This window comes from Chthonobacter albigriseus (assembly GCF_013839445.1).
Classification (GTDB): domain Bacteria; phylum Pseudomonadota; class Alphaproteobacteria; order Rhizobiales; family Pleomorphomonadaceae; genus Chthonobacter; species Chthonobacter albigriseus.
In genome coordinates this window covers 133,247-157,583 of the sequence record NZ_JACDIT010000009.1, presented here as the reverse complement: position 1 = coordinate 157,583, position 24,337 = coordinate 133,247, and the positions used below count along the sequence as shown (strand labels likewise).

25 protein-coding genes are annotated in these 24,337 nt (G+C 68.3%); 16 read left to right on the top strand and 9 right to left on the bottom strand.

From position 1 onward, the window contains the following. Positions 1-21: 21 nt before the first annotated feature. The gene (locus tag HZ321_RS19170; RefSeq protein WP_181704005.1) at positions 22-213 is read right to left on the bottom strand and encodes a hypothetical protein; all 192 of its coding nucleotides are present in this window, start codon (positions 211-213) and stop codon (positions 22-24) included. A 345-nt stretch (positions 214-558) separates the two neighbouring features. Next, positions 559-1,059, bottom strand: a complete 501-nt coding sequence (locus tag HZ321_RS19165) for a DUF1097 domain-containing protein (RefSeq protein ID WP_181704004.1) — start codon at positions 1,057-1,059, stop codon at positions 559-561. A 624-nt stretch (positions 1,060-1,683) separates the two neighbouring features. On the opposite strand from HZ321_RS19165, the gene HZ321_RS19160 reads away from it, so the two are divergent. The 4 genes from HZ321_RS19160 (at position 1,684) to HZ321_RS19145 (ending at position 6,129) form a co-directional block, all read left to right on the top strand. Beyond that, on the top strand, positions 1,684-3,009 hold the full coding sequence (locus HZ321_RS19160; RefSeq protein WP_181704003.1) for a globin-coupled sensor protein: 1,326 nt from the start codon (positions 1,684-1,686) through the stop codon (positions 3,007-3,009). A 127-nt stretch (positions 3,010-3,136) separates the two neighbouring features. Next, positions 3,137-4,792 (top strand): energy-dependent translational throttle protein EttA, encoded by a 1,656-nt coding sequence (gene ettA / locus HZ321_RS19155; RefSeq protein ID WP_181704002.1) that lies wholly within the window; start codon positions 3,137-3,139, stop codon positions 4,790-4,792. A gap of 256 nt (positions 4,793-5,048) precedes the next feature. Then, entirely contained in the window at positions 5,049-5,813 is a 765-nt protein-coding gene (gene tam / locus HZ321_RS19150) for a trans-aconitate 2-methyltransferase (protein WP_181704001.1), read from the top strand. A gap of 37 nt (positions 5,814-5,850) precedes the next feature. Continuing rightward, the gene (locus tag HZ321_RS19145) at positions 5,851-6,129 is read left to right on the top strand and encodes a hypothetical protein (RefSeq protein WP_181704000.1); all 279 of its coding nucleotides are present in this window, start codon (positions 5,851-5,853) and stop codon (positions 6,127-6,129) included. Positions 6,130-6,150: 21 nt separating this feature from the next. Here the strand turns inward: HZ321_RS19145 and HZ321_RS19140 are convergent, their stop codons facing one another. The 5 genes from HZ321_RS19140 to HZ321_RS19120 all read right to left on the bottom strand — a co-directional run bounded on the left by HZ321_RS19140 (position 6,151) and on the right by HZ321_RS19120 (position 9,706). After that, positions 6,151-7,140: a LacI family DNA-binding transcriptional regulator gene (locus tag HZ321_RS19140; RefSeq protein WP_425305419.1), complete on the bottom strand. Its 990-nt coding sequence runs from the start codon at positions 7,138-7,140 to the stop codon at positions 6,151-6,153. Positions 7,141-7,238: 98 nt separating this feature from the next. Further along, positions 7,239-7,571, bottom strand: coding sequence for a hypothetical protein (locus tag HZ321_RS19135; protein ID WP_181703998.1), 333 nt, complete (start codon positions 7,569-7,571; stop codon positions 7,239-7,241). Then, positions 7,568-8,455, bottom strand: a complete 888-nt coding sequence (locus HZ321_RS19130) for an NAD(P)-dependent oxidoreductase (RefSeq protein ID WP_181703997.1) — start codon at positions 8,453-8,455, stop codon at positions 7,568-7,570. Before HZ321_RS19130 ends, HZ321_RS19135 begins: the two co-directional genes overlap by 4 nt. After that, the gene (locus HZ321_RS19125; RefSeq protein WP_181703996.1) at positions 8,452-8,982 is read right to left on the bottom strand and encodes a gluconokinase; all 531 of its coding nucleotides are present in this window, start codon (positions 8,980-8,982) and stop codon (positions 8,452-8,454) included. Before HZ321_RS19125 ends, HZ321_RS19130 begins: the two co-directional genes overlap by 4 nt. Continuing rightward, on the bottom strand, positions 8,951-9,706 hold the full coding sequence (locus tag HZ321_RS19120) for an SDR family oxidoreductase (RefSeq protein ID WP_181703995.1): 756 nt from the start codon (positions 9,704-9,706) through the stop codon (positions 8,951-8,953). Before HZ321_RS19120 ends, HZ321_RS19125 begins: the two co-directional genes overlap by 32 nt. Before the next feature lie 45 nt (positions 9,707-9,751). On the opposite strand from HZ321_RS19120, the gene HZ321_RS19115 reads away from it, so the two are divergent. The 3 genes from HZ321_RS19115 to HZ321_RS19105 all read left to right on the top strand — a co-directional run bounded on the left by HZ321_RS19115 (position 9,752) and on the right by HZ321_RS19105 (position 12,792). Next, positions 9,752-10,753: a 2-hydroxyacid dehydrogenase gene (locus tag HZ321_RS19115; protein ID WP_194304071.1), complete on the top strand. Its 1,002-nt coding sequence runs from the start codon at positions 9,752-9,754 to the stop codon at positions 10,751-10,753. 14 nt (positions 10,754-10,767) lie between these two features. Next, positions 10,768-11,799: an L-idonate 5-dehydrogenase gene (locus HZ321_RS19110; RefSeq protein WP_181703993.1), complete on the top strand. Its 1,032-nt coding sequence runs from the start codon at positions 10,768-10,770 to the stop codon at positions 11,797-11,799. Positions 11,800-11,898: 99 nt separating this feature from the next. After that, positions 11,899-12,792 carry an SMP-30/gluconolactonase/LRE family protein gene (locus HZ321_RS19105; RefSeq protein WP_181703992.1) on the top strand — a complete coding sequence of 298 codons (894 nt, stop codon included), beginning with the start codon at positions 11,899-11,901 and terminating at the stop codon, positions 12,790-12,792. 6 nt (positions 12,793-12,798) lie between these two features. On the opposite strand, the gene HZ321_RS19100 is transcribed toward HZ321_RS19105, so the two are convergent. Next, positions 12,799-13,806: a LacI family DNA-binding transcriptional regulator gene (locus HZ321_RS19100; protein ID WP_181703991.1), complete on the bottom strand. Its 1,008-nt coding sequence runs from the start codon at positions 13,804-13,806 to the stop codon at positions 12,799-12,801. Positions 13,807-13,953: 147 nt separating this feature from the next. On the opposite strand from HZ321_RS19100, the gene HZ321_RS19095 reads away from it, so the two are divergent. From HZ321_RS19095 to HZ321_RS19070, 6 genes are all read left to right on the top strand, one after another. Further along, entirely contained in the window at positions 13,954-15,444 is a 1,491-nt protein-coding gene (locus tag HZ321_RS19095; protein ID WP_181703990.1) for a sugar ABC transporter ATP-binding protein, read from the top strand. 12 nt (positions 15,445-15,456) lie between these two features. Continuing rightward, a complete protein-coding gene (locus HZ321_RS19090) occupies positions 15,457-16,479 on the top strand; it encodes an ABC transporter permease (RefSeq protein ID WP_181703989.1) in 1,023 nt (340 codons plus the stop codon). Positions 16,480-16,511: 32 nt separating this feature from the next. Beyond that, the gene (locus HZ321_RS19085; protein ID WP_181703988.1) at positions 16,512-17,603 is read left to right on the top strand and encodes a substrate-binding domain-containing protein; all 1,092 of its coding nucleotides are present in this window, start codon (positions 16,512-16,514) and stop codon (positions 17,601-17,603) included. A 147-nt stretch (positions 17,604-17,750) separates the two neighbouring features. Continuing rightward, positions 17,751-18,113 carry a DUF2946 family protein gene (locus tag HZ321_RS19080; protein WP_181703987.1) on the top strand — a complete coding sequence of 121 codons (363 nt, stop codon included), beginning with the start codon at positions 17,751-17,753 and terminating at the stop codon, positions 18,111-18,113. A 182-nt stretch (positions 18,114-18,295) separates the two neighbouring features. Then, complete coding sequence (locus HZ321_RS19075) at positions 18,296-19,702, top strand: PepSY-associated TM helix domain-containing protein (protein WP_181703986.1); 1,407 nt, start codon at positions 18,296-18,298, stop codon at positions 19,700-19,702. Between the two features lie 167 nt (positions 19,703-19,869). Continuing rightward, positions 19,870-20,475, top strand: a complete 606-nt coding sequence (locus HZ321_RS19070) for an MOSC domain-containing protein (RefSeq protein WP_181703985.1) — start codon at positions 19,870-19,872, stop codon at positions 20,473-20,475. A 10-nt stretch (positions 20,476-20,485) separates the two neighbouring features. On the opposite strand, the gene tsaA is transcribed toward HZ321_RS19070, so the two are convergent. After that, complete coding sequence (gene tsaA / locus HZ321_RS19065) at positions 20,486-20,962, bottom strand: tRNA (N6-threonylcarbamoyladenosine(37)-N6)-methyltransferase TrmO (RefSeq protein WP_244636017.1); 477 nt, start codon at positions 20,960-20,962, stop codon at positions 20,486-20,488. 138 nt (positions 20,963-21,100) lie between these two features. Here tsaA and HZ321_RS19060 point away from each other — a divergent pair, with 138 nt between their 5' ends. The 3 genes from HZ321_RS19060 to metF all read left to right on the top strand — a co-directional run bounded on the left by HZ321_RS19060 (position 21,101) and on the right by metF (position 24,296). After that, positions 21,101-22,183 carry a DUF2336 domain-containing protein gene (locus tag HZ321_RS19060; protein ID WP_181703983.1) on the top strand — a complete coding sequence of 361 codons (1,083 nt, stop codon included), beginning with the start codon at positions 21,101-21,103 and terminating at the stop codon, positions 22,181-22,183. Between the two features lie 139 nt (positions 22,184-22,322). Continuing rightward, positions 22,323-23,357 carry an ArsR/SmtB family transcription factor gene (locus HZ321_RS19055; RefSeq protein WP_244636009.1) on the top strand — a complete coding sequence of 345 codons (1,035 nt, stop codon included), beginning with the start codon at positions 22,323-22,325 and terminating at the stop codon, positions 23,355-23,357. 30 nt (positions 23,358-23,387) lie between these two features. Next, entirely contained in the window at positions 23,388-24,296 is a 909-nt protein-coding gene (gene metF / locus HZ321_RS19050) for a methylenetetrahydrofolate reductase [NAD(P)H] (protein ID WP_181703982.1), read from the top strand. Positions 24,297-24,337: the final 41 nt, after the last annotated feature.

Here is a 24,337-nt window from a genome sequence, read left to right as displayed (position 1 = left end):
CGGGGAAGCGGCCCTGGGCGATCAGGCGGCGATTTCCGGCGGGCCGCAGCGCCAGCGGTTCAAGCGCCACTTCGGGTGGGTCTGTAGCCATTCCACCGCGGCGATCTGGCCGTTCATGGCGCAGGCCATTAGGGGACCATCGAAAGGCATGCGTTGGTGGCGGCATTCATTGGGCGACGCCATCAGGCAGACTGTCAGGACAAGCTCGATCATCGTGACCTTCTCCTCGCAGGTGCGGGACAATTTCCCGCAATGCACAAAGAGGGCCAGACGGATGGAGTGCGGATTCAGAATACCTTTCGGCAGATTTCAGCGTGCAGCAGACCTGCGGGAGAAGCCCGGGATTGGTGCAATGCAGCATCCTGGGTGGTGCATCGACCCGCCTCTTACAGGTTCCGTCCTGCGTCGACCTGCTGCATGCCGCATCACCTGCCTCTCTCGTGTGCAGATGATGAAGCCCGTGCTCCGCGTTCCGTTCCACCGACGGCGCGCCTCGGGCGCACGAAAAAGGGCGGCCGCTCGAAAGCGGCCACCCTCCTGGTCAATCCCGATCCGATCCTACTTGGCGAGCGCGCCGGCGACCTTGCCGGAGACGTAGCCGAAGAGAGCGCCGATGATCATCGACGCGGAGATCGTCAGGAAGGGGTTGTTGCCCAGGCCACCGGAGATCAGGAAGTCCGTCTTGCCGGCGAGCAGGGTGAAGCCAGCCGTGGAGGCGTAGCCATAGACCGCAGCGGGAATGCCGCTGAAGATCGGCAGGTGAGCGCCGAGAATGAAGATCGCGACGGTGACGCCGACGCAGATCGCCGCGTTCACCGGCGTGACGCCGAGCGTGATGATCGCGTAGAGCGCGACAGTGGCCCAGAGCGCGCCCCACAGGTGGGCCGGGATGTTCGTCTTCAAGGCCGCTTCGCCGCCACCGGAGTGGAAGAAGGCCGCCCAAGCGATGAACGCCGCCCAGATCTGCAGGCCGAGACCACCGGCCGGTCCAAGGAAGAGATAGGTCGCCACGGCGCCGAGCACGCCAATGACGACGGCGAGTGCCGTCACCAGATTCATCAGATTCCTCCCGTTTCCCCTGCCACGGCAGATGGATGTCGACTCCGATGTCCGGCGATGACCGTTGTTGTACACGGTGTTTGGTGCCGGACCTCGCAGTCCCCCCTTTCCGAAACCTGCCCGTGACTGACCAGACTATGAACAACGTTTCCGCTGCTGTCACGGGTATCGCCTGCGGCTTTTTGTGCAATCTGCTTGGAAAAGAACGTTTTCGATCGTTTCGTCGGTCGTGTGTAGTTTGCTCCACACAGCCATTCCGCCGACTTTCCTTTTACGCAACTGCGTAAGGGTGGACGCTTTTTCCTTTTGCAATGCACTCATCACTATCATTCTGCGTTGGCAGAACAAATCTCGGCAGTTGGTGAACTTCACCGACTTTCGGCTTAAGACTTTAGAAAGCACGCTACAAGCGGCTGCAAACGGGGATACCCACGGCTGCGTCCACGCTTGCCAGCTGGTGGCGACACTCGATGCATGCTGCGATTGCGAGGGATTTGGCGGGAAACAGCGGATTGATATGATAATTTTTATAAGTGATCCACTGTTTCATCTTTCGGAAATGGTGCGCTCGCTAGACTCGCTCGATCGGCTGCTTTTCGCATGTCGAGGAGGGGGAAGACCGGGATGAGCGCGCAGCCCATCGATCTCATGGCTTACGGTATCGACGAGGCCGCAAAGGCCGATATCCGGGCTGCATGGCCGATCATCGACGGCGTGCTCGACGCGGCGCTGGCCCGCTTCTACGCGAAATGGTCGACCTTTCCGAAGATGGCGGCAATCATCGGCAACCAGCAGCCGCGCCTGATGGCCGCTCAGCGGCAACATTGGGCGCGCCTCTTCAAGGCGGATTTTGACGCCGAATATGCGCAGAGCGTACGGCGGGTGGGATTTGCCCATGTGAAGGCGGGGCTCGAGCCGGACAGCTACATCGCCGGGTACAACGACCTCCTGGCCGAGATGGCCGAGGCGGTCGCCCGCAAGCACCGCTGGAGCGCGACCCGGGCGACCCGGATGATCGCCTCCGTGCAGCGGGCCGTGCTGCTGGACATCAGCATCGCCATCCGGGTCTACAACGACGCGATGGTGGACCGGGAGAAGGAGCGGTTCAGTGCCACGGACCGGGCGATCCGGGAGTTCGAGGGTTCGGTGGAGATCGTGCTCGGGGCCGTGAACAAGGCGGCGCAGGCGCTCGGTTCGTCGGCGAGCCGGCTGAGCAAGGACGCCGAGGCGACCACCACCAAGGTGATGACCATCGCCGGGCTGCAGGAGCAGACCGCGGACGGCATCAATTCGTCGGCGGCGGCGACGGAAGAGCTGAACGTCTCCATCAACGAGATCGGGCGGCAGGCGACGGCCTCGCAGGCGGTGGCGGACCGGGCGGTGGAGGGTGCGCGGCGGACGTCGGATTCGGTGCAGATGCTGGCCGGGGCGGCGGAGAAGATCGGGTCGGTGATCCAGTTGATCAGCGAGATCGCCGAGCAGACGAACCTCCTGGCGTTGAACGCCACCATCGAGGCGGCGCGCGCGGGCGAACTCGGCAAGGGCTTCGCGGTGGTGGCTGCGGAGGTGAAGAGCCTCGCCGCGCAGACTTCCAAGGCGACGGGCGAGATCACGCACCAGATCTCGGCGATCCAGGAGGCGACGCGGCGGTCGGTCATCGACATCCAGGGAATTTCCTCGACGATCGACGAGGTGGCGCGGATCGGCGCCGCGATCGCCGCAGCGGTGGAGGAGCAGGGCGCGGCGACACGCGAGATCGCAGCCAGCGTCCAGGGCGCGGCGCGCAACACCGACCAGGTGACCGCCTCGCTGGACAGCGTGCAGATGGGATCGTCGGAAACCGCCAGCGTGGCGGGCCAGGTCACATCGCTCGCCGGCGACCTTGGCGCACAGGCCCGGTCCCTGGAGGACAGCGTGCGCGCCTTCGTGGCGAAGATCAGCGCGGCGTGAGGCGGGCCAGCGCGCGGGTCCCGGGCCGGGACCGTTCAGGGGCGGCATTTCTTCTTCCATCGCGGACAACAGCGGGATAGAAGACGCGCCAGACAATCCCCCTTGATCGAAGGCCCACGGACCGACCATGGCGCGCGAGTTCATCTATTACATGCACGGCCTCACCAAGTCCTATGGTGGTGGCAAGAAGGTGCTCGACAACATCCACCTGCAGTTCTACCCGGACGCCAAGATCGGCGTGCTGGGGCCGAACGGATCGGGCAAGTCGACGCTGCTTCGGATCATGGCCGGGATGGACAAGGAGTTCACCGGCGAGGCGTGGCTGGCCAAGGGCGCGACGGTGGGCTACCTGGCGCAGGAACCGCAGCTGGATCCGGCCAAGGACGTGCTCGGCAACGTTATGGACGGGGTCGCCAAGGACAAGGCGCTGATCGACCAGTACAACGAGCTGATGATGGACTACTCGGACGAGAACGCCGAGAAGGCCGCCAAGCTGCAGGACATCATCGATTCCAAGAACCTCTGGGACCTCGATTCCAAGGTCGAGATGGCGATGGACGCGCTGCGCTGCCCGCCGGGCGACGCCGACGTGACCACGCTGTCGGGCGGCGAGAAGCGCCGGGTGGCGCTCTGCCGGCTGCTCCTGGAAGCGCCCGACCTGATCCTCCTGGACGAGCCGACCAACCATCTCGACGCGGAATCGGTGGCGTGGCTGGAAAAGCACCTGCGCGAGTTCCCTGGTGCCGTGCTGATCATCACCCACGACCGCTACTTCCTGGACAACGTGACGGGCTGGATCCTGGAGCTCGACCGCGGCCGCGGCATTCCCTACGAGGGCAACTACTCGGCCTATCTGGAGGCCAAGGCCAAGCGCCTGGCGCAGGAAGGCCGTGAAGAGGCCGCCCGGCAGCGGGCGCTCGAGCGCGAGCGCGAGTGGATCGGGGCGAGCCCCAAGGCCCGGCAAGCCAAAAGCAAGGCTCGTATCAAGAGCTACGACGAGCTCTTGCGCCGCAACGAGGAGCGCCAGACGCTCGGCACCGCGCAGATCATCATTCCGCCCGGCCCGCGGCTCGGCGACGTGGTGCTGGAGGTGGACGGGCTTTCCAAGGGCTATGGCGACCGGCTCCTGATCGACAACCTGTCGTTCAAGCTGCCGCCGGGCGGCATCGTGGGCATCATCGGGCCGAACGGCGCGGGCAAGACCACGCTGTTCCGGATGGTGACGGGGCAGGAGAAGCCGGACGCGGGCAGCTTCCGCCTGGGCGAGACGGTGCAGCTCGGCTACGTGGACCAGAGCCGCGACGCGCTCAACCCGAACAAGACTGTGTGGGAGGAGATCTCCGGCGGGCTCGACGTGATCACGCTCGGCAAGAAGGACGTGAACAGCCGCGCCTACTGCTCCAGCTTCAACTTCAAGGGCGGCGACCAGCAGCAGAAGGTGGGTTCGCTCTCCGGCGGTCAGCGCAACCGGGTGCATCTCGCCAAGATGCTGAAGAGCGGGGCCAACGTGCTGCTGCTCGACGAACCGACCAACGACCTCGACACGGAAACGCTGTCGGCGCTTGAAGACGCGCTGGAGGATTTCGCCGGCTGCGCCGTGGTGATCAGCCACGATCGCATGTTCCTGGACCGGCTGGCGACGCATATCTTGGCGTTCGAGGGCGACAGCCACGTGGAATGGTTCGAGGGTAACTTCGAGGCCTACGAAGAGGACAAGAAGCGGCGGCTGGGGGCGGATTCGGTGAACCCGCGGCGGATCAAGTACAAGCCGCTAACGCGGTAGGGGGCTCATGGCGGAAGGGGGCACGGCGTCCCCGAAACGGTCTTTCGCAGCCGTTTCGAGCGCAGCCTCTTCAACCTGGCTTCCTTCGTCCCGCTCTGTTCGTTGTGGCGTGTGTTCAATTCGACATCGCTGCCGCCCAAGCTGGCACTGGGGGGCAGCGCGGCACGGTTTCGTTCAGCAACGGCGAGTCGCTCAGCGAACCGCCGGCCGCGATCCGACACCCAGGTTCCCGATCTCCCAAGCCTTGAGCCGAGCGATGTCCGACTGGTCTCCCTCCTCCTATCTGACGTTCGAGGACGAGCGGACGCGGGCGGCGCGGGACCTGCTGGCCGCGGTGCCGCTGGCCGAGGCGCGGGCGGTGGTGGATGTCGGCTGCGGGCCGGGGAACTCGACCGAACTGCTGGCGCGGCGGTATACGGAGGCGGCGGTGACGGGGTTCGACACCTCGCCGGCGATGCTGGAGGCGGCGCGGTCGCGGGTGCCTTCGGCGCGCTTCGTGGCCGGTGACGCGGCGACGTGGGAGCCAGACGGGCCGGTGGACCTCTTCTTTGCCAATGCGGTGTTGCAGTGGGTGCCCGATCCGCTGTCGGCGATGGAGCGGCTCGTCGGGCTGCTTGCGGACAGTGGCGTGATGGCCGTGCAGATGCCGGATAATGTCACCGAGCCGAGCCATCGGCTGATGACGGAGGCGGCGCGCGCCGGCGGTTGGGGCGACCGGCTCGCTGGGGCGGCGCGGGCACCGCTGGCGTCGGTGGGCGAGATCTACGATCGGCTCGCGCCGCGGGTGCGGCGGCTGGAGATCTGGCACACCGCGTACAACCACGCGCTGCCCGGGCCCGAGGCGGTGGTGGACTTCGTGCGAAGCACGGGGCTGAAGCCGTTCCTGGACCGATTGGACGCGGCGGAGCAGGCGGCGTATCTGGCGCTCTACCAGGCGCGGATCGCCGAGGCCTATCCGCGGCGGGCGGACGGGCGGGTGCTGCTGCGGTTTCCGCGCGTGTTCATCGTGGCCGTGCGGTGACGACGGCGGACTGGCTCTGACAGAAGGCGTGGCGTCGATGGCGGACAACGGACCGGTGGGGATTGCACTGGAGCGCGACGAGGCGCTGGTGCTGTTCGAGTTCCTGCAGCGTGTGCTGGAGGACGAGAACGGCGAGGGGCTGCGGGAGGCGATCGAGGACGATGCGGAGCTCTGGGCGCTCAACGCGGTGATGGCCGTGCTGGAACGGTCGCTTGCCGAACCGTTCGCGCCCGGGTTCGAGAAGCTTTTGAAAGCGGCCAAGAAAGCCGTACGCGAGCGGAGCGGCGCATGGCCGTGGGATGCGGGCGAGGGCTGAGCGCGGCGGCGGTTCGAAAGGTCAACTGGCGCTTTCGCGCAGCACCAGGCGCGGGGAAATCCCGATCCGGGTTGGCTCGGTGAGCGTGCCGGAGAGCGCCTGTCGGATCAGGCCGGCGGTCTCCTCGCCGATCAGGCGGGGGTAGGGGTCGATGGTGGTCAGGCTCGGCACGCAAACGTCGCCGATCTCGTAGTTGCCGAAGCCGCCGATGGCGATGCGCCCAGGCACGGGAACGCCGCGGCGCTGGCATTCGGTGAGCGCGCCGAAGGCGGAGAGGTCGGAGACGCAGATCACCGCCTCGGTGTCCGGAAAGCGCTCCAGCAGCAAGGCCATGGCCTCGGCGCCCTCGCGCATGGAGATCGGCGGTGCGCCGGCGGCGATCAGGCGCGAAGCGTCCAAGCCGTGCGCCTCCATGGCCGCGACGAAGCCGGCGCGGCGGTCGGTACCGCGCGTGTCGCGATCGGCGTCGCCACCGATGAAGGCGATGCGGCGGCGGCCGGCTTCGACGAAGTGGTCGACCATCGCCCGGACGGCGGCGGCGTTGGAGAAGCCGACGACATGACCGATCGGTGCTGCCGGCAGATCCCAGGTCTCGACGACCGGTATTCCAGCGTTCTCCAACAAGCGGCGTGCCCGCGGGGTGTGTTTGCCGCCGGTGACGACGATGGCGCAGGGGCGGCGGCGCAGCAGCTGCTCGATCAGACGCTCCTCCTCCTGGATGTCGTAGTTGGTGTAGCCGAGCAGCGTCTGAAGGCCTGATTCCTTCAATCCCTCGATCAAGCCGCCGACGGTGTCGGCGAAGTTGGCGTTGTTGATCGAGGGAATGGTGACGGCGACGAAGTCGCTGCGCTGGGAGCGGAAGTTGGAGGCGGTGGAATCGAAGACGTAGCCGAGGTCGTCGGCGGCGGCGAGGATCGCCTCGCGTGTCGCGTCGCTGACCGAGGCGTCACGCTTGAAGGCGCGGGACACGGTCATCGGCGAGACGTTCGCCCGGCGGGCGACGTCGGCCATGGTCGGCTGTCTCTTCGGCGGGTTCATCGCATCGGCCGTGATTCCTGGGCGGAAGGGTACACGAAGGGCAGCCGGACCGGGCAAGTCCGCCGACGGGGTCAGACGGCGTAGCTGTGGGCGGTGGTGACGTGGTGGTGGATGCGGCCGGTGAAGAAGCGGGCGAGGACGCCCTGGGTGGCGGCGCGGCTGACGGCGCGGGCCGGGCTGGCGAGCGCGGCCTCGACGGCGGCGAGGTCTGGGTAGTCGATCGCCAGGATCAGCGGATAGGCGGGAGCGCCCTCGTCCCGTTCCTCGGCGAAGGTGACGCGGACAGCGAGCGCACCGGGGAAGGCCTTCCAGGTGGGCAACACCTCGGTGAGGATGGCGTCGCGGAAGTCCTGCGTGCGGCCGGCGGCGATCTCGCCCTCGAACAGGGCGTAGCGGGTGATCATGGGGCGATGTCCTTGTCGGGGCGCTTGAAGAATTCCATCAGGGCGGCCTGATCCTCGCCGCCGAGGCCGGCGGCGGTGAGCATGCGGTGGATCTCCGCGCAGATGGCGGTGAGCGGCATGGCGGTGTGCGTGGCGCGGGCGAGGTCCTGCGCGCCGGCGAGGTCCTTGACCATGTTGTCGATGCGGCCGGTTCGCCGGTAGTCGCGGGCGACGAAGCGAGGCATGTACTCCTGGAGGATGGCGCTGTCGGCGCGTCCGCCCTTCAGGGCCTTGGGGATCATCGCGGCGTCGACGCCAGCCGCTTCGGCGAGGGCGGTCGCTTCGGCGACGGCGAGGAAGCCTAGGCCGCACAGTACCTGGTTGATGAGTTTGGTGGTCTGCCCTGCGCCGGAAGGGCCCATGTGCGTGATGTTGGAGGCGACGTCGCGGAGGATCGCCTCGGCGGCGGCCACATCGGCGGCCGAGCCGCCGGCCATCAGGGTCAACTGCCCGACGAGCGCCTTGGGCGCGCCGCCGGAGAGCGGACTGTCGACGAAGCGCAGGCCCCGCTCTGCGGCTTCGGCCGCGATCGAGCGGGTCGACTCCGGGTCGATGGAGGACATGTCGATGACGAGAGTGCCGGGACGCGCGCCCTCTGCGACGCCTCCGGGACTGAACAGGGCGGCACGGACGATACGGGCGGCGTTGAGGCTGAGGATCACGGCGTCCGCCTCGGCCGCGGCGGCGGCGGCGGAAGCGGCCGCGACAGCGCCTTTCTCTACCAGCAGGGCGACCTTGGCGGGGTCGAGGTCGAAGACTGCGAGGCGGTTGCCGGTCTGCAGTAGGCGGGTGCCGATGGCGCCGCCCATCGCGCCGGCGCCGATCAGCGCGAGACGGTTGCTCATCGGTCTCTTCCTTCCAGTTCGGCCACGATTTGCGCGACGACGACGGGCAGTGGCGCGGCGATGTCGACGGTGAAGGCGGCCTCGTCCGGTGCGGGTGGTTCCAGCGCCGCGAACTGGCTGTCGAGCAGCGAGGTGGGCATGAAGTGACCCGGCCGGACGGCCATGCGGCCCTCGATCAGGGCGCGCGAGCCGGCGAGGTGCACGAAGACGACCGGGCCGCCGGCACGGGCGCGGATGTGGTCGCGGTAGCGCCGCTTCAGGGCCGAGCAGCCGATGATCAGCGGCGCGCCGTCGGCGAGCGCCTCGGCGACCAGGGTGAGCCACGGCCAGCGGTCGTCGTCGGTGAGCGGCTCGCCGCGGCTCATCTTGGCGATGTTTTCGGCCGGGTGGAGATCGTCGCCGTCGGCATAGGGCACGCGGAGGGCGGCGGACAGGGCTGCGCCGACGGTAGACTTGCCGCTGCCGGCGACGCCCATCAGCACCAGCCGGCCGGGTTCAGAGCGAGGCCGTGATGCCGCCGTCGACATAGAGCACGTGTCCGTTCACGAAGGAGGAGGCGCCGGACGCCAGGAAGACGCAGGCGCCGACGAGTTCCTCGACGCGGCCCCAGCGGCCGGCCGGGGTCCGCTTCTCCAGCCAGGCTGAGAAGGCCGTGTCGGCGACCAGGGCGGCGTTGAGCGGCGTGTCGAAGTAGCCGGGGGCGATGGCGTTCACCTGCAGGCCGTGGCGGGCCCAGTCGGTGGCCATGCCCTTGGTGAGGTTGCCGACCGCGCCCTTGGTGGCGGTGTAGGGCGCGATGGACGGGCGGGCGAGGGCGGTCTGCACCGAGGCGATGTTGATGATCTTGCCGGCGCCGCGGCCGATCATGTGCCGGGCGACGGCCTGGCCGACGTTGAACACGGTGGCGATGTTGGTCTGGAGGAGTCGCTGGAAGGCATCCGCGGGGAAGTCCTCCAGAGGCGCGCGGTGCTGCATGCCGGCGTTGTTGACGAGGATATCGATCGGGCCGACTTCAGCTTCGAAGCGGTCGACGGCCGCGCGGACGGCGGCATGGTCGGTGGCGTCGAAGGGTAGGGTGCGGGCGCCCGGAACGGTCGCGGCCGCGGCGGCGAGCTTGGCTTCGTCGCGGCCGTTGAGGACGACCTCGGCGCCGGCTTCGGCGAGGCCCTTGGCAAGCGCCAGGCCTATGCCCTGGGACGAGCCGGTGACCAGGGCCCGCCGGCCGGTGAGATCGAACAATCCGTTCGCCACATGCATCTCCGTTTTCGGTCTCGACAAGCCGCTTCGATGGCGTTTATGTTATCGATAACATCACCTGTCAAGGTGCAATCGAACCAGGAGAAGACTGTGCCCCGCCCGGATGTTCTGCAAGTCGGCCCGTACCCTGAATGGGACCAGGTGCCTCTCGACGAGGCTTTCGTCATGCACCGCTATTTCGAAGCCGCAGACAAGGCTGCGTTTCTGGCCGCAGTTGGGCCGTCGGTGCGAGGGATCGCGACGCGGGGCGAACTCGGTGCGAATGCGGCGATGATCGCGGCTTGCCCCAATCTCGAGGTCATCTCGGTCTATGGCGTCGGCTACGACGCGGTGGATCTTGCCGCCTGCCGGGAGCGGGGCATCCGGGTGACGAACACGCCCGACGTGCTGACCAACGATGTCGCCGACCTTGGCGTGGCGATGATGCTGACCCTGTCGCGCGGAATGATCGGGGCGGAGACCTGGGTGAGAGACGGCAGCTGGGCGGCGAAGGGGCTCTACCCGCTGAAGCGACGAGTATGGGGGCGTCGAGCCGGGGTGCTCGGGCTGGGACGCATCGGCTACGAGGTGGCGAAGCGTCTGGCCGGCTTCGACATGTCGATCGCCTATACGAATGTGACGGAGAAGCCCTATGCCGCGCCCGGGTGGGCCTATGTGGCCGATCCCGTGGAACTCGCCGCCCGGTCGGACTTCCTGTTCGTGACGCTGGCGGCGTCGGCGGCAACGCGGCATATCGCGGGGGCGGCGGTGATCGACGCACTCGGTCCGGAGGGCATGCTGATCAACATCAGCCGGGCCTCGAACGTCGATGAAGGCGCGCTGCTCGACGCGCTGGAGACCGGGCGGCTGGGATCAGCCGCGCTCGACGTGTTCGAGGGGGAGCCGAACCTCAACCCGCGGTTCCTCGCCCTGTCGAACGTGCTGCTGCAGCCGCACCACGCGTCCGGCACGATCGAGACCCGCAAAGCCATGGGGCAGCTGCTGCGCGACAATCTCTCGGCGCATTTCGCTGGCCGCCCACTTCCCACGCCCGTGCTCTGACCGGACAGCCAGCCATGAAAGCCATCGTGATCCATGCCGCCCGCGACCTCCGGATCGAGGAGCGCGACGCGGGAGAACCCGGGCCCGGGGAGGTACGGCTGAGGCTCGCCACCGGCGGGGTTTGCGGCTCCGACCTGCACTACTACAACCACGGCGGCTTCGGGGCCGTGCGGCTGAAAGAGCCGATGATCCTGGGGCACGAGGTGTCCGCGCATGTGGAGGCGCTCGGTGCCGGCGTCAGCCACCTCAGCCTGGGCCAACTTGTGGCGGTGTCGCCGTCGCGACCTTGCGGGGCTTGTCGATACTGCCTGGAAGGGCTGCTGAACCAGTGCCTGGCAATGCGGTTCTACGGGTCGGCGATGCCGTTTCCCCATATCCAGGGGGCGTTCCGGGAGGTGCTGGTGGCGGACGCGGCGCAGTGCGTGCCGGCGGACGGGCTTTCGCCCGGCGAAGCGGCGATGGCCGAGCCGCTCGCGGTGACGCTGCACGCGACGACGCGGGCCGGCGGGATGCTGGGCAGGCGCGTGCTGGTGACGGGCTGCGGACCGATCGGCCAACTCGCCATCCTGGCCGCCCGGCGGGCCGGCGCGGCGGAGATCGTGGCCACCGACCTCTCAGACTTCACGCTCGCGATGGCGCGACGGGTGGGGGCGGACCGGACGGTGAACATGGCGGCCGAGCCAGACGGGCTGGCCGGCTACTCGGCGAACAAGGGCCATTTCGACGTGCTCTACGAGTGCTCGGGCGCGGCGCCGGCGCTGGCTGCAGGAATCGCGGCGCTGCGGCCGCGCGGGGTGATCCTGCAGCTCGGGCTGGGCGGGGACATGACGCTTCCGATGATGGCGATCACGGCCAAGGAGCTGGAGCTGCGTGGTTCATTCCGGTTCCACGCGGAATTCGCAGTCGGGGTGGAGCTGATGCGGGCGGGACTGATCGACGTGAAGCCGCTGATCACGCACACCGTGCCGCTTCGGGATGCGGAGACGGCGTTCCAGCTGGCCTCCGACCGCGGCCAGGCGATGAAGGCGCAGATCGTTTTCAGCTGAAGCGGTGAAGGCCGTGCCGCGCTCGTTGACGGCGGGCCGGCAGCGGTGCCATCGATCGGGTCAGAGGCCGGCGGTTCCGGCCAGGGGAGTTGTGAAGACATGTCGTTCTTCGAGGTGATCGATCCGGTGTTCGCGACCTATGTGCTCGGCAACGCGCCGGTGAAGCGGCTCGCCACCGGGTTCGACTGGGTGGAGGGGCCGGTGTGGTTCGGCGACGCGGGATGTCTTCTCTTCTCCGACATCCCCAACAACCGCATCGTGCGGTACACGCCGGGCGAAGGGGTAACCACCTATCGCCAGCCTTCGAACTACGCCAACGGGCACACGCGGGACCGACAGGGGCGGCTGATTTCCTGCGAGCACGGGACGCGGCGGGTGACGCGGAGGGAGTGGGATGGCACCGTCACCGTGATCGCCGACCGCTACCAGGGCAAGCGGCTCAATTCGCCGAACGACGTCGTGGTGGCCGCGGACGGCGGGATCTGGTTCACCGACCCGCACTACGGGATCATGAGCGACTACGAGGGCTATCGCGCCGAGCAGGAGCTCCCGTGCAACGTCTACCGGGTGGATCCGGACGGGACGCTCGAGGCCGTCATCACGGACATGAACTGCCCGAACGGGTTGGCGTTCAGCCCGGACGAGAGCCTGCTCTACGTGGCCGACACGGGGCGGATGTTTTCCGCCGACCCGCGGCACATCCGCGTTCATCCGATGCGCGACGGGCGGCCCGGAGAAGGGCGCCTGTTTCACGCGATCGAGCCGGGTTGCGCGGACGGGTTCCGGGTGGACACGGACGGGAACCTCTGGTCGTCGGCGGCGGATGGGGTGCACTGCATCGCCCCGGACGGGCACCTGATGGGCAAGATCCTGGTGCCGGAGCTGGTCTCCAACGTCTGCTTCGGAGGACGGGCCAAGCAGCAGCTGTTCATCACCGCGACGACGAGCCTCTACGGGCTGACGCTCAACCGATCCGGTGTGCAGCGGCCGTGACGGTGATCATACCGTTTCGCCGGGGACGAGGCGGGTGGGGACGACAGTGACGTCGTCGACCGGTTCGCCCTTCAAGCGCGCGACGAGGGCCTCGGCGGCGAGCTTACCGATCGCGGTGGTGGGCACGACCGTGGTGGTGAGACGGCGCGGCAGAACGGAGGCCGCTTCCATGCCGCCCCAGCCGACGATGCCCAGGTCGTCGGGCACGCGGATGCCGTGCGCCTGGCAGCAGGCGAGGGCGCCGATCGCCATCTCGTCGTTGTGGAAGTAAACCACGTCGAGGTCGCTCCTGCGGGCGAGCAGGGTCTCCAGGCCGTAGTAGCCGGGGTAGAAGCCGGGGCTGTCGTGCAGCACCTCGCGGTCGGCGAGGGGATGGCCGGCGTCGGACAGCGCGCTGGCGAAACCCTCCAGCCGGGCAGCGCCCATGACGTCCGCCCGCGACAGCGCGCCGACGTAGCCGGCGCGGCGGCGGCCACGGCGGACCAGGAAGCGGCCGATCTCCACGCCACAGTCGAAGTGGCTGAAGCCGACCGCCATGTCGATCGGGCTGGTGGTCAGGTCCCAGATCTCCACGACAGGAACCGCGGCGTTGCGCAGGAGGTCGATGGTTCCGGCGGTATGGTGGCGGTTGGAGAGGATGACGCCGGCGGGGCGCCAGGAAACGACCTGCCGGAGCCAAGCCTCCTCGGCCTCCAGCGCGTGGTTGTGGCTGCCGATCATGGTCTGGTAGCCGAGGCGGGAGAGGGCGCGGTCGACACCGTCGAGGACGTGGCCGAAGAGGCCGGAGGTGAGGCGCGGGACGCAGACGCCGACGAGGGTGGACGACTGCTCCTGGCCGAAGGCAAGGGCGAGCCGGTTGGGCACGTAGCCGAGGTCGTCGGCCGCCCGCATGACGCGATCGCGTGTTTCGTCGGAGAAGCCGCTGCCGCCGCGCAGCACCCGGCTGACGGTCATCTTGGAGACGCCGGTCGCGCGCGCGATGTCCTCCAGATTGGCTTTGGGCTTGCGCTCCATCCCGGTCTCTCCGGCGTCAGAATGCCGCGATGTTATCGATAACTTTTGTGCCTTGACAAGCCACGGCGAGAGGATCACCCTCCGCTCAACGTTACCGGTAAACCTGGGAGGACACCAGGGTCTGCCGGTCAGGGGGGAGATGCCATCATGACGGCCAGCGACGGCCTGTTCTTCGATCGCGTCGTCAAGTCGTTCGGCGGCACGCAGGCGCTGCGCGGCGTCTCGCTGCGCGTCGGACGGGGCGAGATCGTTGCGCTCCTGGGCGAGAACGGCGCCGGCAAGTCGACGCTGATCAAGGTGCTGGGCGGCATCCACCGGCCCGACGAGGGCGGCGTCTTCGTCGACGGGGTTCCCTATGCCCACAAGGCGGGCCAGGTGGGCGGGCAGGCGGTCGCCTTCATCCACCAGGACCTCGGGCTGATCGAGTGGATGAGCGTGGCGGAGAACATCGCGCTGTCGCTCGGCTACCGGCGCAAGGGGCGCCGGATCGACTGGGCAGCGACGGAGGCAATGGCCGACCGGGCGCTGGCGCTGGTGGAGGCGGACTTCCCGGCCACGGTGCGAGTTTCGAACCTGACGCGGACGCAGAAGTCGCTCGTGGCGATCGCTCGGGCGCTTGCCGCGGACTGCGCCTTCCTGGTGCTGGACGAACCGACCGCGAGCCTGCCGGCGGACGAGGTGGAGCGCCTGTTCGCGGCGCTGCGCCCGCTGAAGGCCAAGGGCGTCGGGATGATCTACGTCAGCCACCGACTGGACGAGATCTTCCGCATCGCCGACCGCGTCGCGGTGCTGCGGGACGGCCAGATGGTGGGCATGCGCAGCGTCGACCACACCACGCCGGAAGAGCTGGTGGGCCTGATCGTCGGGCGCAAGGCGCGCGAGATCAGCCGACCTGCCGTGCAATCGGGTCCCGAGATCCTCAAGGTGGAGGGCCTGGCGACGCCGCAGGTAGGGCCGGTGAGCTTCTCCATCCAGCGCGGCGAGCTCTTGGGCCTCGCCGGCCTGCGCGGAGCCGGGCACGAGGACATCGGGCGGGCGCTGTTCGGCGTGATCCCGCACGCCGGCCGCGTCGTCCTGGACGGTCGGGCGCCGGACCTTTCCACCGCACAGACGGCGATGGGTTCGGGGATCGGCTTCGTTGCGCGGGACCGGGTGCACGAGAGCATCGCGCCGGGCCTCTCGATCCGCGAAAACGCGTTCCTCAACCCCTCGGCGACGGGCCGCAGCCTGCTGGCGTTGATGGCGCCGTCGCGCGAGGGGGCGGTGGCGGAGGCGGTGGGGCGGAAGGTGGGGCTGTCGCCCAACGATCCGACGCTCGCCATCGAGGCGCTGTCCGGCGGAAACCAGCAGAAGGTGGTGGTGGGGCGCTGGCTCGACGCGAACCGCCGGCTGCTGATCACCGAAGACCCGACGGCCGGCGTGGACGTGGGGGCGAAGGCGGAGATCTATCACTTGCTGTTCCAGGCGCTCGCCTCGGGCATGGGCGTGCTGGTGGTCTCCACCGACTTCGAGGAGATCGCCAACATCTGCCACCGGGCCATCGTGTTCAGCCGCGGGCGGCCTGTGGCCGAACTCTCCGGCGTCGAACTGTCAACCGAATCCCTGATCCAGGCCGCCTCGGCCGGTGAAGCCGCTTGAAAGACACCGATCATGCCGTCGATCGAATCCAATGCGCTCGAACCCACCCGCGACGAGATGGCGGGCGCCACGCTCCCCCAGCGGATCGGCCGGCTGATCCCGGTGTACGGGCTGCTGATCCTGATGATCGGGCTGATTGTGATCTTCTCGGTGCTGTTGCCGAACACCTTCCCGACGATGCTGAACCTGCGCTCGATCCTGTCGGACAAGGCGATCATCGCTCTGCTGGCGCTGGCGGCCACGGTGCCGATGGTGGCCGGCCGGATCGACCTGACGGTCGGCTACGGGATCGTGCTCTGGCACATCCTGGCGATCTCGCTGCAGACGATGCTTGGCATCCCCTGGCCGATCGCGGTGCTGATCGTGCTCCTGCTCGGCACGGCGGTGGGCTTTCTCAACGGGCTCCTGGTGGAGGTGGCGCGGATCGACAGCTTCATCGCCACGCTCGGGACCGGGACGGTGCTCTACGCCCTTGCGCTGTGGCACACCGGCGGCCGGCAGATGGTGGGAGCCCTGCCGGACGGGTTCTACGCCATCAACGGGACCTTCGTCGCCGGGCTGCCGATCACCGCCTTCTACGTGCTGGCGATCTCGGTGGCGATGTGGATCGTGCTCGAATACACGCCCGTCGGCCGGTACCTCTATGCGATCGGCGCGAACCAGCGCGCGGCGGAACTCAACGGCATCCCGACCCGCAAGTTCGTGCTGGGCGCGTTCGTCACGTCCGGCCTGATGACCGCGCTCGCCGGGGTGCTGCTCGCCTCCAAGCTCCGGATCGGACAGGCCTCCGTCGGCCTGGAGTTCCTGCTGCCGGCGCTGGTGGGCGCGTTCCTGGGCTCCACCACGATCAAGCCGGGTCGCGTCAACGTCTGGGGCACCGTGGTGGGCGTGATGATCCTGGCGGTCGGCATCTCCGGCATCCAGCAATTCGGCGGCTCGTTCTGGGTGGAGCCGCTGTTCAACGGGCTGACCCTGCTGATCGCCATCGGCATCGCAGGCTATGCGCAGCGCCGCAAAGGCGCGGTGAAGAAATGACCTGAACGGTTATCACACGTGGGAGGACGATTATGCTGAGAAGGACTTTCCTTGCCGGCGCGGCAGCGCTCGCCCTGATCGGGCCGGCTCATGCCGACGCGGTTTCGGACGCCATGGCCGCCGTGCAGAAGCACGCCGGGCAGAAGACGACCTGGGACGGCCCGACCTCCGGCCCCAAGGCGGCCGAGGGCAAGACCATCGTGGTGCTGGCCGGCGACATGAAGAACGGCGGCATCCTGGGCGTCACCAAGGGCGTCGAAGAGGCGGCCGCGACGATCGGCTGGACGGTGCGCGTGCTCGACGGCGCGGGTTCGATCCAGAGCCGGACTGCGGCCTTCGGCCAGGCGCTCGCCCTGAAGCCGGACGGCATCATCATCAACGGCTTCGACGCCGTGGAGCAGCAGGCGGCGCTGGCGCAGGCGCGCGACGCGAAGATCCCGATGGTGAGCTGGCACGCGGGGCCGGTGATCGGCCCAGACCCGGCGAGCGGCATCTTCACCAACGTCTCGACCGACGCCATGCAGGTGTCCGAAGCCGCGGCCCAGTGGGCCTTTGCCGATGCCGGCGGCAAGCCGGGCGTGGTGATCTTCACCGACAGCACCTACGCCATCGCCATCGCCAAGGCCGACAAGATCAAGGAGACGATCGAGAAGCTGGGCGGCACGGTGCTGGAGTACGTCGACACGCCGATCGCCGACACCTCGAACCGCATGCCGACGCTGACGACGGCGCTGCTGCAGAAGTACGGCGCGAGCTGGACGCACAGCCTGGCGATCAACGACATCTACTTCGACTTCATGGGGCCGTCGCTGGCCGCCGCCGGAATTCCGGGGGACGGCGCGCCGAAGGCGGTGGCCGCGGGCGACGGGTCGGAGAGCGCCTACCAGCGCATCCGGTCGAAGAGCTACCAGTCGGTGACGGTGGCCGAGCCGCTGAACCTGCAGGGCTGGCAGCTGGTGGACGAACTGAACCGGGCGGTCCAGGGCGCGGAGTGGTCGGGCTACACCTCGCCGCTGCATGTGGTGACGACCGAGAACATCGCCTTCGACGGCGGCGACAAGAACTCGTTCGACCCGGGCAACGGGTATCGCGACGAGTACGCCAAGATCTGGGGCAAGAAGTAAGGGCGGGGCAGGACGCCCCATCCCGACTACGACCGGGGCCGATGCGGAGCGATCCGCGTCGGCCTTTTCCGTTGCGGCAGAGCGCCGGGCAGCGGGCTTTTCGAAGCGACGGCGGCATGCTACCGAACGCGTCGGGGGATGTTTTCGATGAAAACGGTCTGGACGCAGCTGGTACGCGGTTTGGCGACGGTACTCGTCGCCTACGCGCTGCTGCTTCAGTCCTTTCCGCAGGGCGATGCCAATCCCGGCATGTCGATTGGCGGGATCATCTGCTCGCCTTCCGATGACGCGGGACCCGATCGCACGGACGACCACGGCGCCCATGCCGGGCTCTGCTGCATCCTCTGCACCCAGGCCGCGTTCGCCGTCGCCCTCGCACCAGGCGACCGCCTGGATCCGCCAGCATCGGTGGCCGTCCGCGCGCCGGCCGTGCCGATCAGCCCCGAGACGGCGCGCCTTCCGCCGGTCGGCTGGCCGCCCGCACCCCGAGCACCGCCCCTCCTCGTCTGACCGCGACCGGTTCGTCCGGTCGCCTTCGATCGCCCCGCCGGAAGGCCGCAGCGCACGCGCCGCGGCGCCGGCTGCGGCGGCGCCCTGTCCCGTTCGTCGCGACCCGGCTCGCCTCGTGCGCCCTGCGTGCGGCGAGTGACGGCGCCGACGAACCGCTTCCAGACCCATCAGACGAGGATTCCATGACCGACATCGTTGCCGAGACCGATCGTGCGAGCAGCCGATCGGCGGCCAACCGCTTCTATTTCGCCGCCTGGCGCTGGCACTTCTACGCCGGGCTCTATGTGGCACCGTTCCTGATCATGCTGGCCGCCACGGGATTGCTCATGCTGTGGAGCGCCGCCCTCTACGGACGCGACGGCGAGGCCGTCGCCGTGGCCGGAGGAACCCCGCTGGCGGTATCCGTGCTGGCCGAGGCCGCGGCCAAGGCTGTGCCGAACGGCACCGTTTCGCAGTACATCGCCCCGACGGCGGCCGACCGGGCGGCAGCGTTCCGCGTGGACGCGGACGGCGCCTCGACCACGGTGATCGTGGATCCGGCCACCGGCAGCGTGCTCGACAGCTTCGAGCGGCGCGCCGGCTGGTACGATCTTGCCAACGATATCCACGGGACGCTGCTGATCGGCGTGACCGGGGACCGGCTGATCGAGATCGCGGCCAGCCTTGGAATCGTGCTGATCGTCACCGGGGTCTATCTCTGGTGGCCGCGCGGCAGGACGACGCTGGGTCGGGCGCTGGTCCCCGAGGTCGCCGCGCGGCGGCGACCGCTGTGGAAGAGCCTGCACCAGACCATCGGGTTCTACGTGGCGGGCGTACTGGTGCTGTTCCTGCTGTCGGGGCTGGCCTGGGCGGGCATCTGGGGCGAGCGCTACGTGCAGGCGTGGAGCACCTTCCCGGCCGAGAAGTGGGACAACGTCCCCCTGTCGGACGCGACGCACGCGTCGATGAACCATGGCGGGACGAAGGAGGTGCCGTGGGCGCTGGAGCAGACGCCGCTGCCGGCTTCCGGATCGAACGCGGGTGTCACGGGCCTCCCGGACGGGACGCCCGTGACAATCGACAGCGTGGTGGGCCTGGCCCGCTCGCTGGGGTTCGACGGACGGTTCCAGCTGAACCTGCCCAAGGGGGAAACCGGCGTCTGGACGATCTCACGGGACTCGATGAGCAACGATTCGCCGGATCCGACCTCCGACCGGACCGTCCATGTCGACCAGTACACCGGCAAGGTGCTGGCCGATGTGCGCTACGCCGACTACTCGCCCGCCGGGAAGGCGATGGCCGTCGGCGTGGCCCTGCACGAGGGCGACTTGGGACTATGGAACCTCGCGTTCAACACGGTCTTCTGCCTGTCGGTGATCTTCCTGTCGGTGTCCGGCGTGGTGATGTGGTGGATGCGCCGGCCGTCCGGTGCGCTGCGGATCGCCGCGCCGCCGGTGCCCAAGGACCTGCCGCTCTGGAAAGGGGCGGTGGTGCTGATGCTGGCGATCTCGTTCGCCTTTCCGCTCGCCGGTCTGGTGCTGCTCGCCGTGCTGACGGTCGACGTGCTGGTGATCTCGCGGGTGGCGGTGCTGCGCAACGCGCTGAACTGAGCCGCAGGCGGAGGGTGGCGGAGCGGCCGCCCTCCGCCTGGCCCGGCGGCGATCGGCGGGCGACGTTCCTGCTCGTCGCTTGGGGGGCGGTTGCCCGCCGGATCGGCCGGGTTGTATAGGTGCGGTTCCCCCGACGGGCCGGTGCCGCCCGTCAACCGGAGCCGATCATGGACCTGCTGAGCCCGATCACATCCGATCCGCGACTCCTGCCCGGACGCTCGATCCGCGGCGAGGCCGTGGACGTGCTCATCGGCGACGGCAAGGGATTTCGGACCCGCCCCGTGGCGGCGCTGAAGCTGACCTTCCAGGGCATCGCAGGCGACGGCCATTCCGGCTTCACGCGCAAGTCCGGCGGACGCGAGCCGTGGTATCCGCGTGGCACGGAGATCCGATCGGGCCGGCAGATCTCGATCATCTCGGAAGAGGAACTCGCGGCGGTGGCCGCGGCGCTGTCCTTGCCGACGGTGGACGCCGGCGTGATCGGCGCCAACCTGGTGATCCGCGGCGTGCCGCGGCTCTCCTTCCTGCCAGCCGGCACGCGGATCAGCTTTGAGAGCGGCGCGGTGCTGGTTGTGGAGGCGTGCAATGCGCCCTGCCGCCTTGCCGGACGGGCGCTCGCCGATGCCCACCCCGGCCGCGACGACCTGGAACTCGGCTTCGTGTCCGCCGCCCGCCGCAAACGAGGCGTGGTTGCCAGCGTGGAACGGCCGGGAGATGCGGCAGCGGGTCGGATCACCGTGAAGATCCCGGAGCAGTGGATCTGGGAAGGGTGAGCCTCGGGTCTCACCGGTCTGCCGTCGCGCCCGGTACGGAGTCGATGGTGGGGAGATAGGGTTTGACGTCGATCAGGGCGGTGTTGTCGCGGCAATCGAGTTGCTCGACTTCCAGCAGGCCGGTGGATTCGTTGAGTGAGAGGACCCGGGCGACCGACAAGGCGATGGGGTTGGGACGGGCGGGGGAGCGGATGGAGAAGACGCCGCGCGGGCCGTCGGCGTGGCTGGGGCGTTGGACAAGCAAGTCTCGCTCGGCCTCGTCCATCCAGTAGAGCAGGATCACGTGGCTGTAGGCCGAGAGGTTGGCAAGACCCGGGCGATAGACCGGGTCGATCTCGACGCGCGCGCTGCCGCCGGCCTCGCGAGCACGGAGGACATTGCGGGGGCAGTCGGCCCGGGTCAGCCATGGGGTGCGGATCCGGCCGATGAAGACCACGACCTCGTCCGGAGCTGTGAGCGGGGGCGTCGCGCGATGTTCTTTATGCATATCCATGCTCCCAAACCCTTGTTTCCACGCGCTATTTCAAGAAGCACGTTTGATTACAATTCAATCGGTCCCCGAAACAGATCCGCTAGGGACGCCTGCTAGAGTGAGCATGTCAGAAATTCAAAATGCTGAAGCGCCATGATCGAAACACATCTCGTCGACTTCCGCAGCCTCGATCTCGACCCGTCGTCGACGCGTCGCAACGAGCTGATGAAGGGGGTTGCCTCACTCTTCGCCTTTGCGTCCGAGCGCTGCACGCTGGAGCAGATCGAAATCTATGACGAGGTTCTGACGCGGCTTGCGGACATGGTCGAGCGGGAGGCGCTGGCGTTCGCCGCGGAGAAGATAGCGCCGCTGCGCCGGGCGCCGGAGGGCGTCGTCCGACGCTTCGCCAGCCATGACGACGAGGCGGTGGCGGCGCCGGTGCTGAAGCACTCGCCGGTGTTGAACGAACGCGACCTGATCGCCGTGGCGGAAAACAAGGGCAAGGCGCACCTCCTCGCCATCGCCTCGCGCCGCAACCTTTCCGAGGGTGTGACCGACGTCGTGGTGTTGCGGGGCGACTTGGATGTGAAGCGCACCATCGCCGGCAATCACGGCGCGGCGCTTGGTCCGGTGTCGCTGCAGAGCATCGTGGAGCAGGCGATGGGCGACGACGAGACGGCCCGCGCACTGGGCGGACGCCGCGACACGCCGGACGAGGTAATCGCCGAAATCGCGGAGAAGGGCGCCGAGCATGTGCGCCGCGCGCTCGCCGAACAAGGCGTGCGGCAGACCGACCGGGAGATGTCGGACGCGGCCCGCCTCGCCTCGGAGCGTATGAGCAACAGCTACTGGCTCGGCCAGTATGATTTCGAGAGCGCCTGGGAGAAACTTCTCAATCAGGGCGGCCATCGCGTGGTGTCGGAATCACTCCTCATGCAGTATGCTGTGGAGGATCGGTTTGCTGACGTTGTGGCAGTGTTTGCCCAGCTCAGCGACCTCTCGCTGGAGGAAGCCAAACATTGGCTCGTCCGCATCGACACCGAACCGTTCATCACCATCGCGCGTGCGCTCGGCCTGCGCATGAACACGGTGCAAATGCTGCTGAAGGTCGGCCCGTGGAAGCACAGGCTGACGGCCGAGCAGCGCAGCGACGCCGTGGCTTCGTTCATCGAGACCGATCCGCGGGTGGCGCGCAGCCGCATCGCCGGGGGGGGGAAACCCCGTCGGGTCGGCTGAACCTTGCCGGCCCCCGTTTTCCAACCCGCCCGCGGCTCCGGCCGCGGGCGTTTTTCATGGTGGCCGGGACGGCCGCCAACCCGGTTCGGCCAGTGGAGCGTGCTTGCCAAGGAGGCGAGAAGGGCATAAAGATATGTTTATGTCCTTCTCTTCATCGGGTCACGTCATGGACCTTGCCGCGCGTTCATCCCTTCCAGACCTGGTCACCGCGTTGAAGAGCGCCGGCGAACCCACCCGTCTTCGTGTCCTGGCGCTGCTGGCGCAGGGCGAAGCCACGGTCAAGGACCTGACGGAAGTTCTGGCTCAGAGCCAGCCGCGCGTCTCGCGGCACCTCAAGCTCCTGACCGAAGCCGGCCTGATCGAGCGGCTGCCCGAGGGAGCCTGGGCCTACTACCGGCTGGCGGAGGAGGGGGAGGGTGCTGCCATCGCGCGCACTATCCTGGCGCAGCTCGATCCCGACGAACCGATGCTCGGCCGCGACCGGCTCCGGCTTGAGGCGATCAAGGCAGCGCATGCGGCCGCGGCGCAAGCCTATTTCGCCCGCAACGCCGCCTCGTGGGACAAGCTGCGGTCGCTGCATGCGCCGGAAGCGGCGGTGGAAGCCGCCGTGCGCGAGGCGATCGGGACCGCGCCCGTTCACAACCTGCTCGACATCGGCACCGGAACGGGCCGGATGCTGACGGTGCTGGCCGACCGCTACACCCGCGGGGTCGGCGTCGACATGAGCCACGACATGCTTTCGGTGGCGCGGGCGAACCTCGCCGCGGCGGGGATCGATCATGCCCACGTGCGGCAGGGCGACATCACCGCCTTGACGGTGGGGGCGAGCGCCTTCGACCTGGTGCTGGTGCATCAGGTTCTGCACTACCTGGACGACCCGGCCCGCGCCCTGCGCGAGGCGGCGCGCGCCGTCGCGCCCGGCGGGCGTCTGCTGATCGTGGATTTCGCGCCGCACGACATGGAGTTCCTGCGGACCGACCATGCGCACCGGCGGCTCGGCTTCAGCCACGACCAGGTGAAGGCCTGGATCGAGGCGGCGGGGCTCGACCTGTCGGCCGTGCGCGACCTGACGGTGGACGGCTCGCCGAAGGCCAAGCTGACGGTCACCCTGTGGATGGCACGGGATCGCCGCATCGAGATGGCCAAGGCCGCCGCCCTCCTGAAGACCGCCTGACCCAAGCAAAAAGCAACAAGGACGTCCCCCATGCGCTTCTCGCACAACATCGGCGCGCTCGACCTCGGCGTATCCTTCGAGTTCTTCCCCCCCAAGACGGAGAAGATGGAGGAGACGCTGTGGGCCTCGATCGAACGGCTGGCGCCGCTGTCGCCGCATTTCGTGTCGGTGACCTACGGGGCTGGCGGTTCCACGCGTGAGCGCACCCACAACACGGTGGCGCGGATCATCAACGAGACGAGCCTCAAGCCGGCGGCGCACCTGACCTGCGTGGATGCGACCAAGGCGGAAGTCGACGACGTGGTGCGGGGCTACTGGGCCGCCGGCGTGCGGCACATCGTGGCGCTGCGCGGCGATCCGGCCGGCGGCGTGGGCGCACGCTACCAGCCGCACCCGGAGGGCTACGCTTCGACGGCCGACCTGATCCAGGGAATCCGCGCGATCGGCGACTTCGACATCTCGGTCTCCGCCTATCCCGAGAAGCACCCGGAAAGCCCGGACGTGCCGGCCGACATCGCGATCCTGAAGCGCAAGGTGGAGGCCGGGGCGAACCGGGCCATCACCCAGTTCTTCTTCGACAACGACCTGTTCGAACGCTACGTGGAGCGGGTGCGGGCGGCGGGGATCGACATCCCGATCATCCCCGGCATCGTGCCGGTGGTGAACTTCGCGCAGACCTCGGTGTTCGCCAAGAAGGCCGGAGCGAGCGTGCCGACCTGGCTGGCGCAGCGCTTCGAAGGCCTTGAGAACGATCCGGCCACGCGGCAGTTGGTGGCGGCGGCAGTGGCGGCCGAACAGGTGATGGACCTGGTCGACAGGGGCTATCGCGACTTCCATTTCTATACGATGAACCGGGCGGATCTCGTCTATGCCGTCTGCCACATGATGGGGCTGAGGCCGAAGACGCCGGTGCCGGCGGAAGGCGCGAAGGCGGCTTGAGTTGGAAGAAGGCGCCGGGCGTTCGGCCCGTGCGGCGGAAG

What these genes read in the sequence shown, in the direction of transcription:
- tam (WP_181704001.1), top strand. Translation starts at nt 5,049, where the DNA reads ATGTCCGACTGGTCTCCCTCCTCCTATCTGACGTTCGAGGACGAGCGG.
- HZ321_RS19165 (WP_181704004.1), bottom strand. Translation starts at nt 1,059, where the DNA reads ATGAATCTGGTGACGGCACTCGCCGTCGTCATTGGCGTGCTCGGCGCC.
- HZ321_RS19090 (WP_181703989.1), top strand. Translation starts at nt 15,457, where the DNA reads ATGCCGTCGATCGAATCCAATGCGCTCGAACCCACCCGCGACGAGATG.
- HZ321_RS19140 (WP_425305419.1), bottom strand. Translation starts at nt 7,140, where the DNA reads ATGGCCGACGTCGCCCGCCGGGCGAACGTCTCGCCGATGACCGTGTCC.
- HZ321_RS19160 (WP_181704003.1), top strand. Translation starts at nt 1,684, where the DNA reads ATGAGCGCGCAGCCCATCGATCTCATGGCTTACGGTATCGACGAGGCC.
- HZ321_RS19145 (WP_181704000.1), top strand. Translation starts at nt 5,851, where the DNA reads ATGGCGGACAACGGACCGGTGGGGATTGCACTGGAGCGCGACGAGGCG.
- HZ321_RS19115 (WP_194304071.1), top strand. Translation starts at nt 9,752, where the DNA reads ATGTTATCGATAACATCACCTGTCAAGGTGCAATCGAACCAGGAGAAG.
- HZ321_RS19105 (WP_181703992.1), top strand. Translation starts at nt 11,899, where the DNA reads ATGTCGTTCTTCGAGGTGATCGATCCGGTGTTCGCGACCTATGTGCTC.
- HZ321_RS19130 (WP_181703997.1), bottom strand. Translation starts at nt 8,455, where the DNA reads ATGAGCAACCGTCTCGCGCTGATCGGCGCCGGCGCGATGGGCGGCGCC.
- HZ321_RS19110 (WP_181703993.1), top strand. Translation starts at nt 10,768, where the DNA reads ATGAAAGCCATCGTGATCCATGCCGCCCGCGACCTCCGGATCGAGGAG.
- HZ321_RS19080 (WP_181703987.1), top strand. Translation starts at nt 17,751, where the DNA reads ATGAAAACGGTCTGGACGCAGCTGGTACGCGGTTTGGCGACGGTACTC.
- HZ321_RS19055 (WP_244636009.1), top strand. Translation starts at nt 22,323, where the DNA reads ATGTCCTTCTCTTCATCGGGTCACGTCATGGACCTTGCCGCGCGTTCA.
- HZ321_RS19085 (WP_181703988.1), top strand. Translation starts at nt 16,512, where the DNA reads ATGCTGAGAAGGACTTTCCTTGCCGGCGCGGCAGCGCTCGCCCTGATC.
- HZ321_RS19075 (WP_181703986.1), top strand. Translation starts at nt 18,296, where the DNA reads ATGACCGACATCGTTGCCGAGACCGATCGTGCGAGCAGCCGATCGGCG.
- metF (WP_181703982.1), top strand. Translation starts at nt 23,388, where the DNA reads ATGCGCTTCTCGCACAACATCGGCGCGCTCGACCTCGGCGTATCCTTC.
- HZ321_RS19060 (WP_181703983.1), top strand. Translation starts at nt 21,101, where the DNA reads ATGATCGAAACACATCTCGTCGACTTCCGCAGCCTCGATCTCGACCCG.
- HZ321_RS19135 (WP_181703998.1), bottom strand. Translation starts at nt 7,571, where the DNA reads ATGATCACCCGCTACGCCCTGTTCGAGGGCGAGATCGCCGCCGGCCGC.
- HZ321_RS19100 (WP_181703991.1), bottom strand. Translation starts at nt 13,806, where the DNA reads ATGGAGCGCAAGCCCAAAGCCAATCTGGAGGACATCGCGCGCGCGACC.
- HZ321_RS19125 (WP_181703996.1), bottom strand. Translation starts at nt 8,982, where the DNA reads ATGTCGACGGCGGCATCACGGCCTCGCTCTGAACCCGGCCGGCTGGTG.
- HZ321_RS19070 (WP_181703985.1), top strand. Translation starts at nt 19,870, where the DNA reads ATGGACCTGCTGAGCCCGATCACATCCGATCCGCGACTCCTGCCCGGA.
- tsaA (WP_244636017.1), bottom strand. Translation starts at nt 20,962, where the DNA reads ATGCATAAAGAACATCGCGCGACGCCCCCGCTCACAGCTCCGGACGAG.
- ettA (WP_181704002.1), top strand. Translation starts at nt 3,137, where the DNA reads ATGGCGCGCGAGTTCATCTATTACATGCACGGCCTCACCAAGTCCTAT.
- HZ321_RS19170 (WP_181704005.1), bottom strand. Translation starts at nt 213, where the DNA reads ATGATCGAGCTTGTCCTGACAGTCTGCCTGATGGCGTCGCCCAATGAA.
- HZ321_RS19095 (WP_181703990.1), top strand. Translation starts at nt 13,954, where the DNA reads ATGACGGCCAGCGACGGCCTGTTCTTCGATCGCGTCGTCAAGTCGTTC.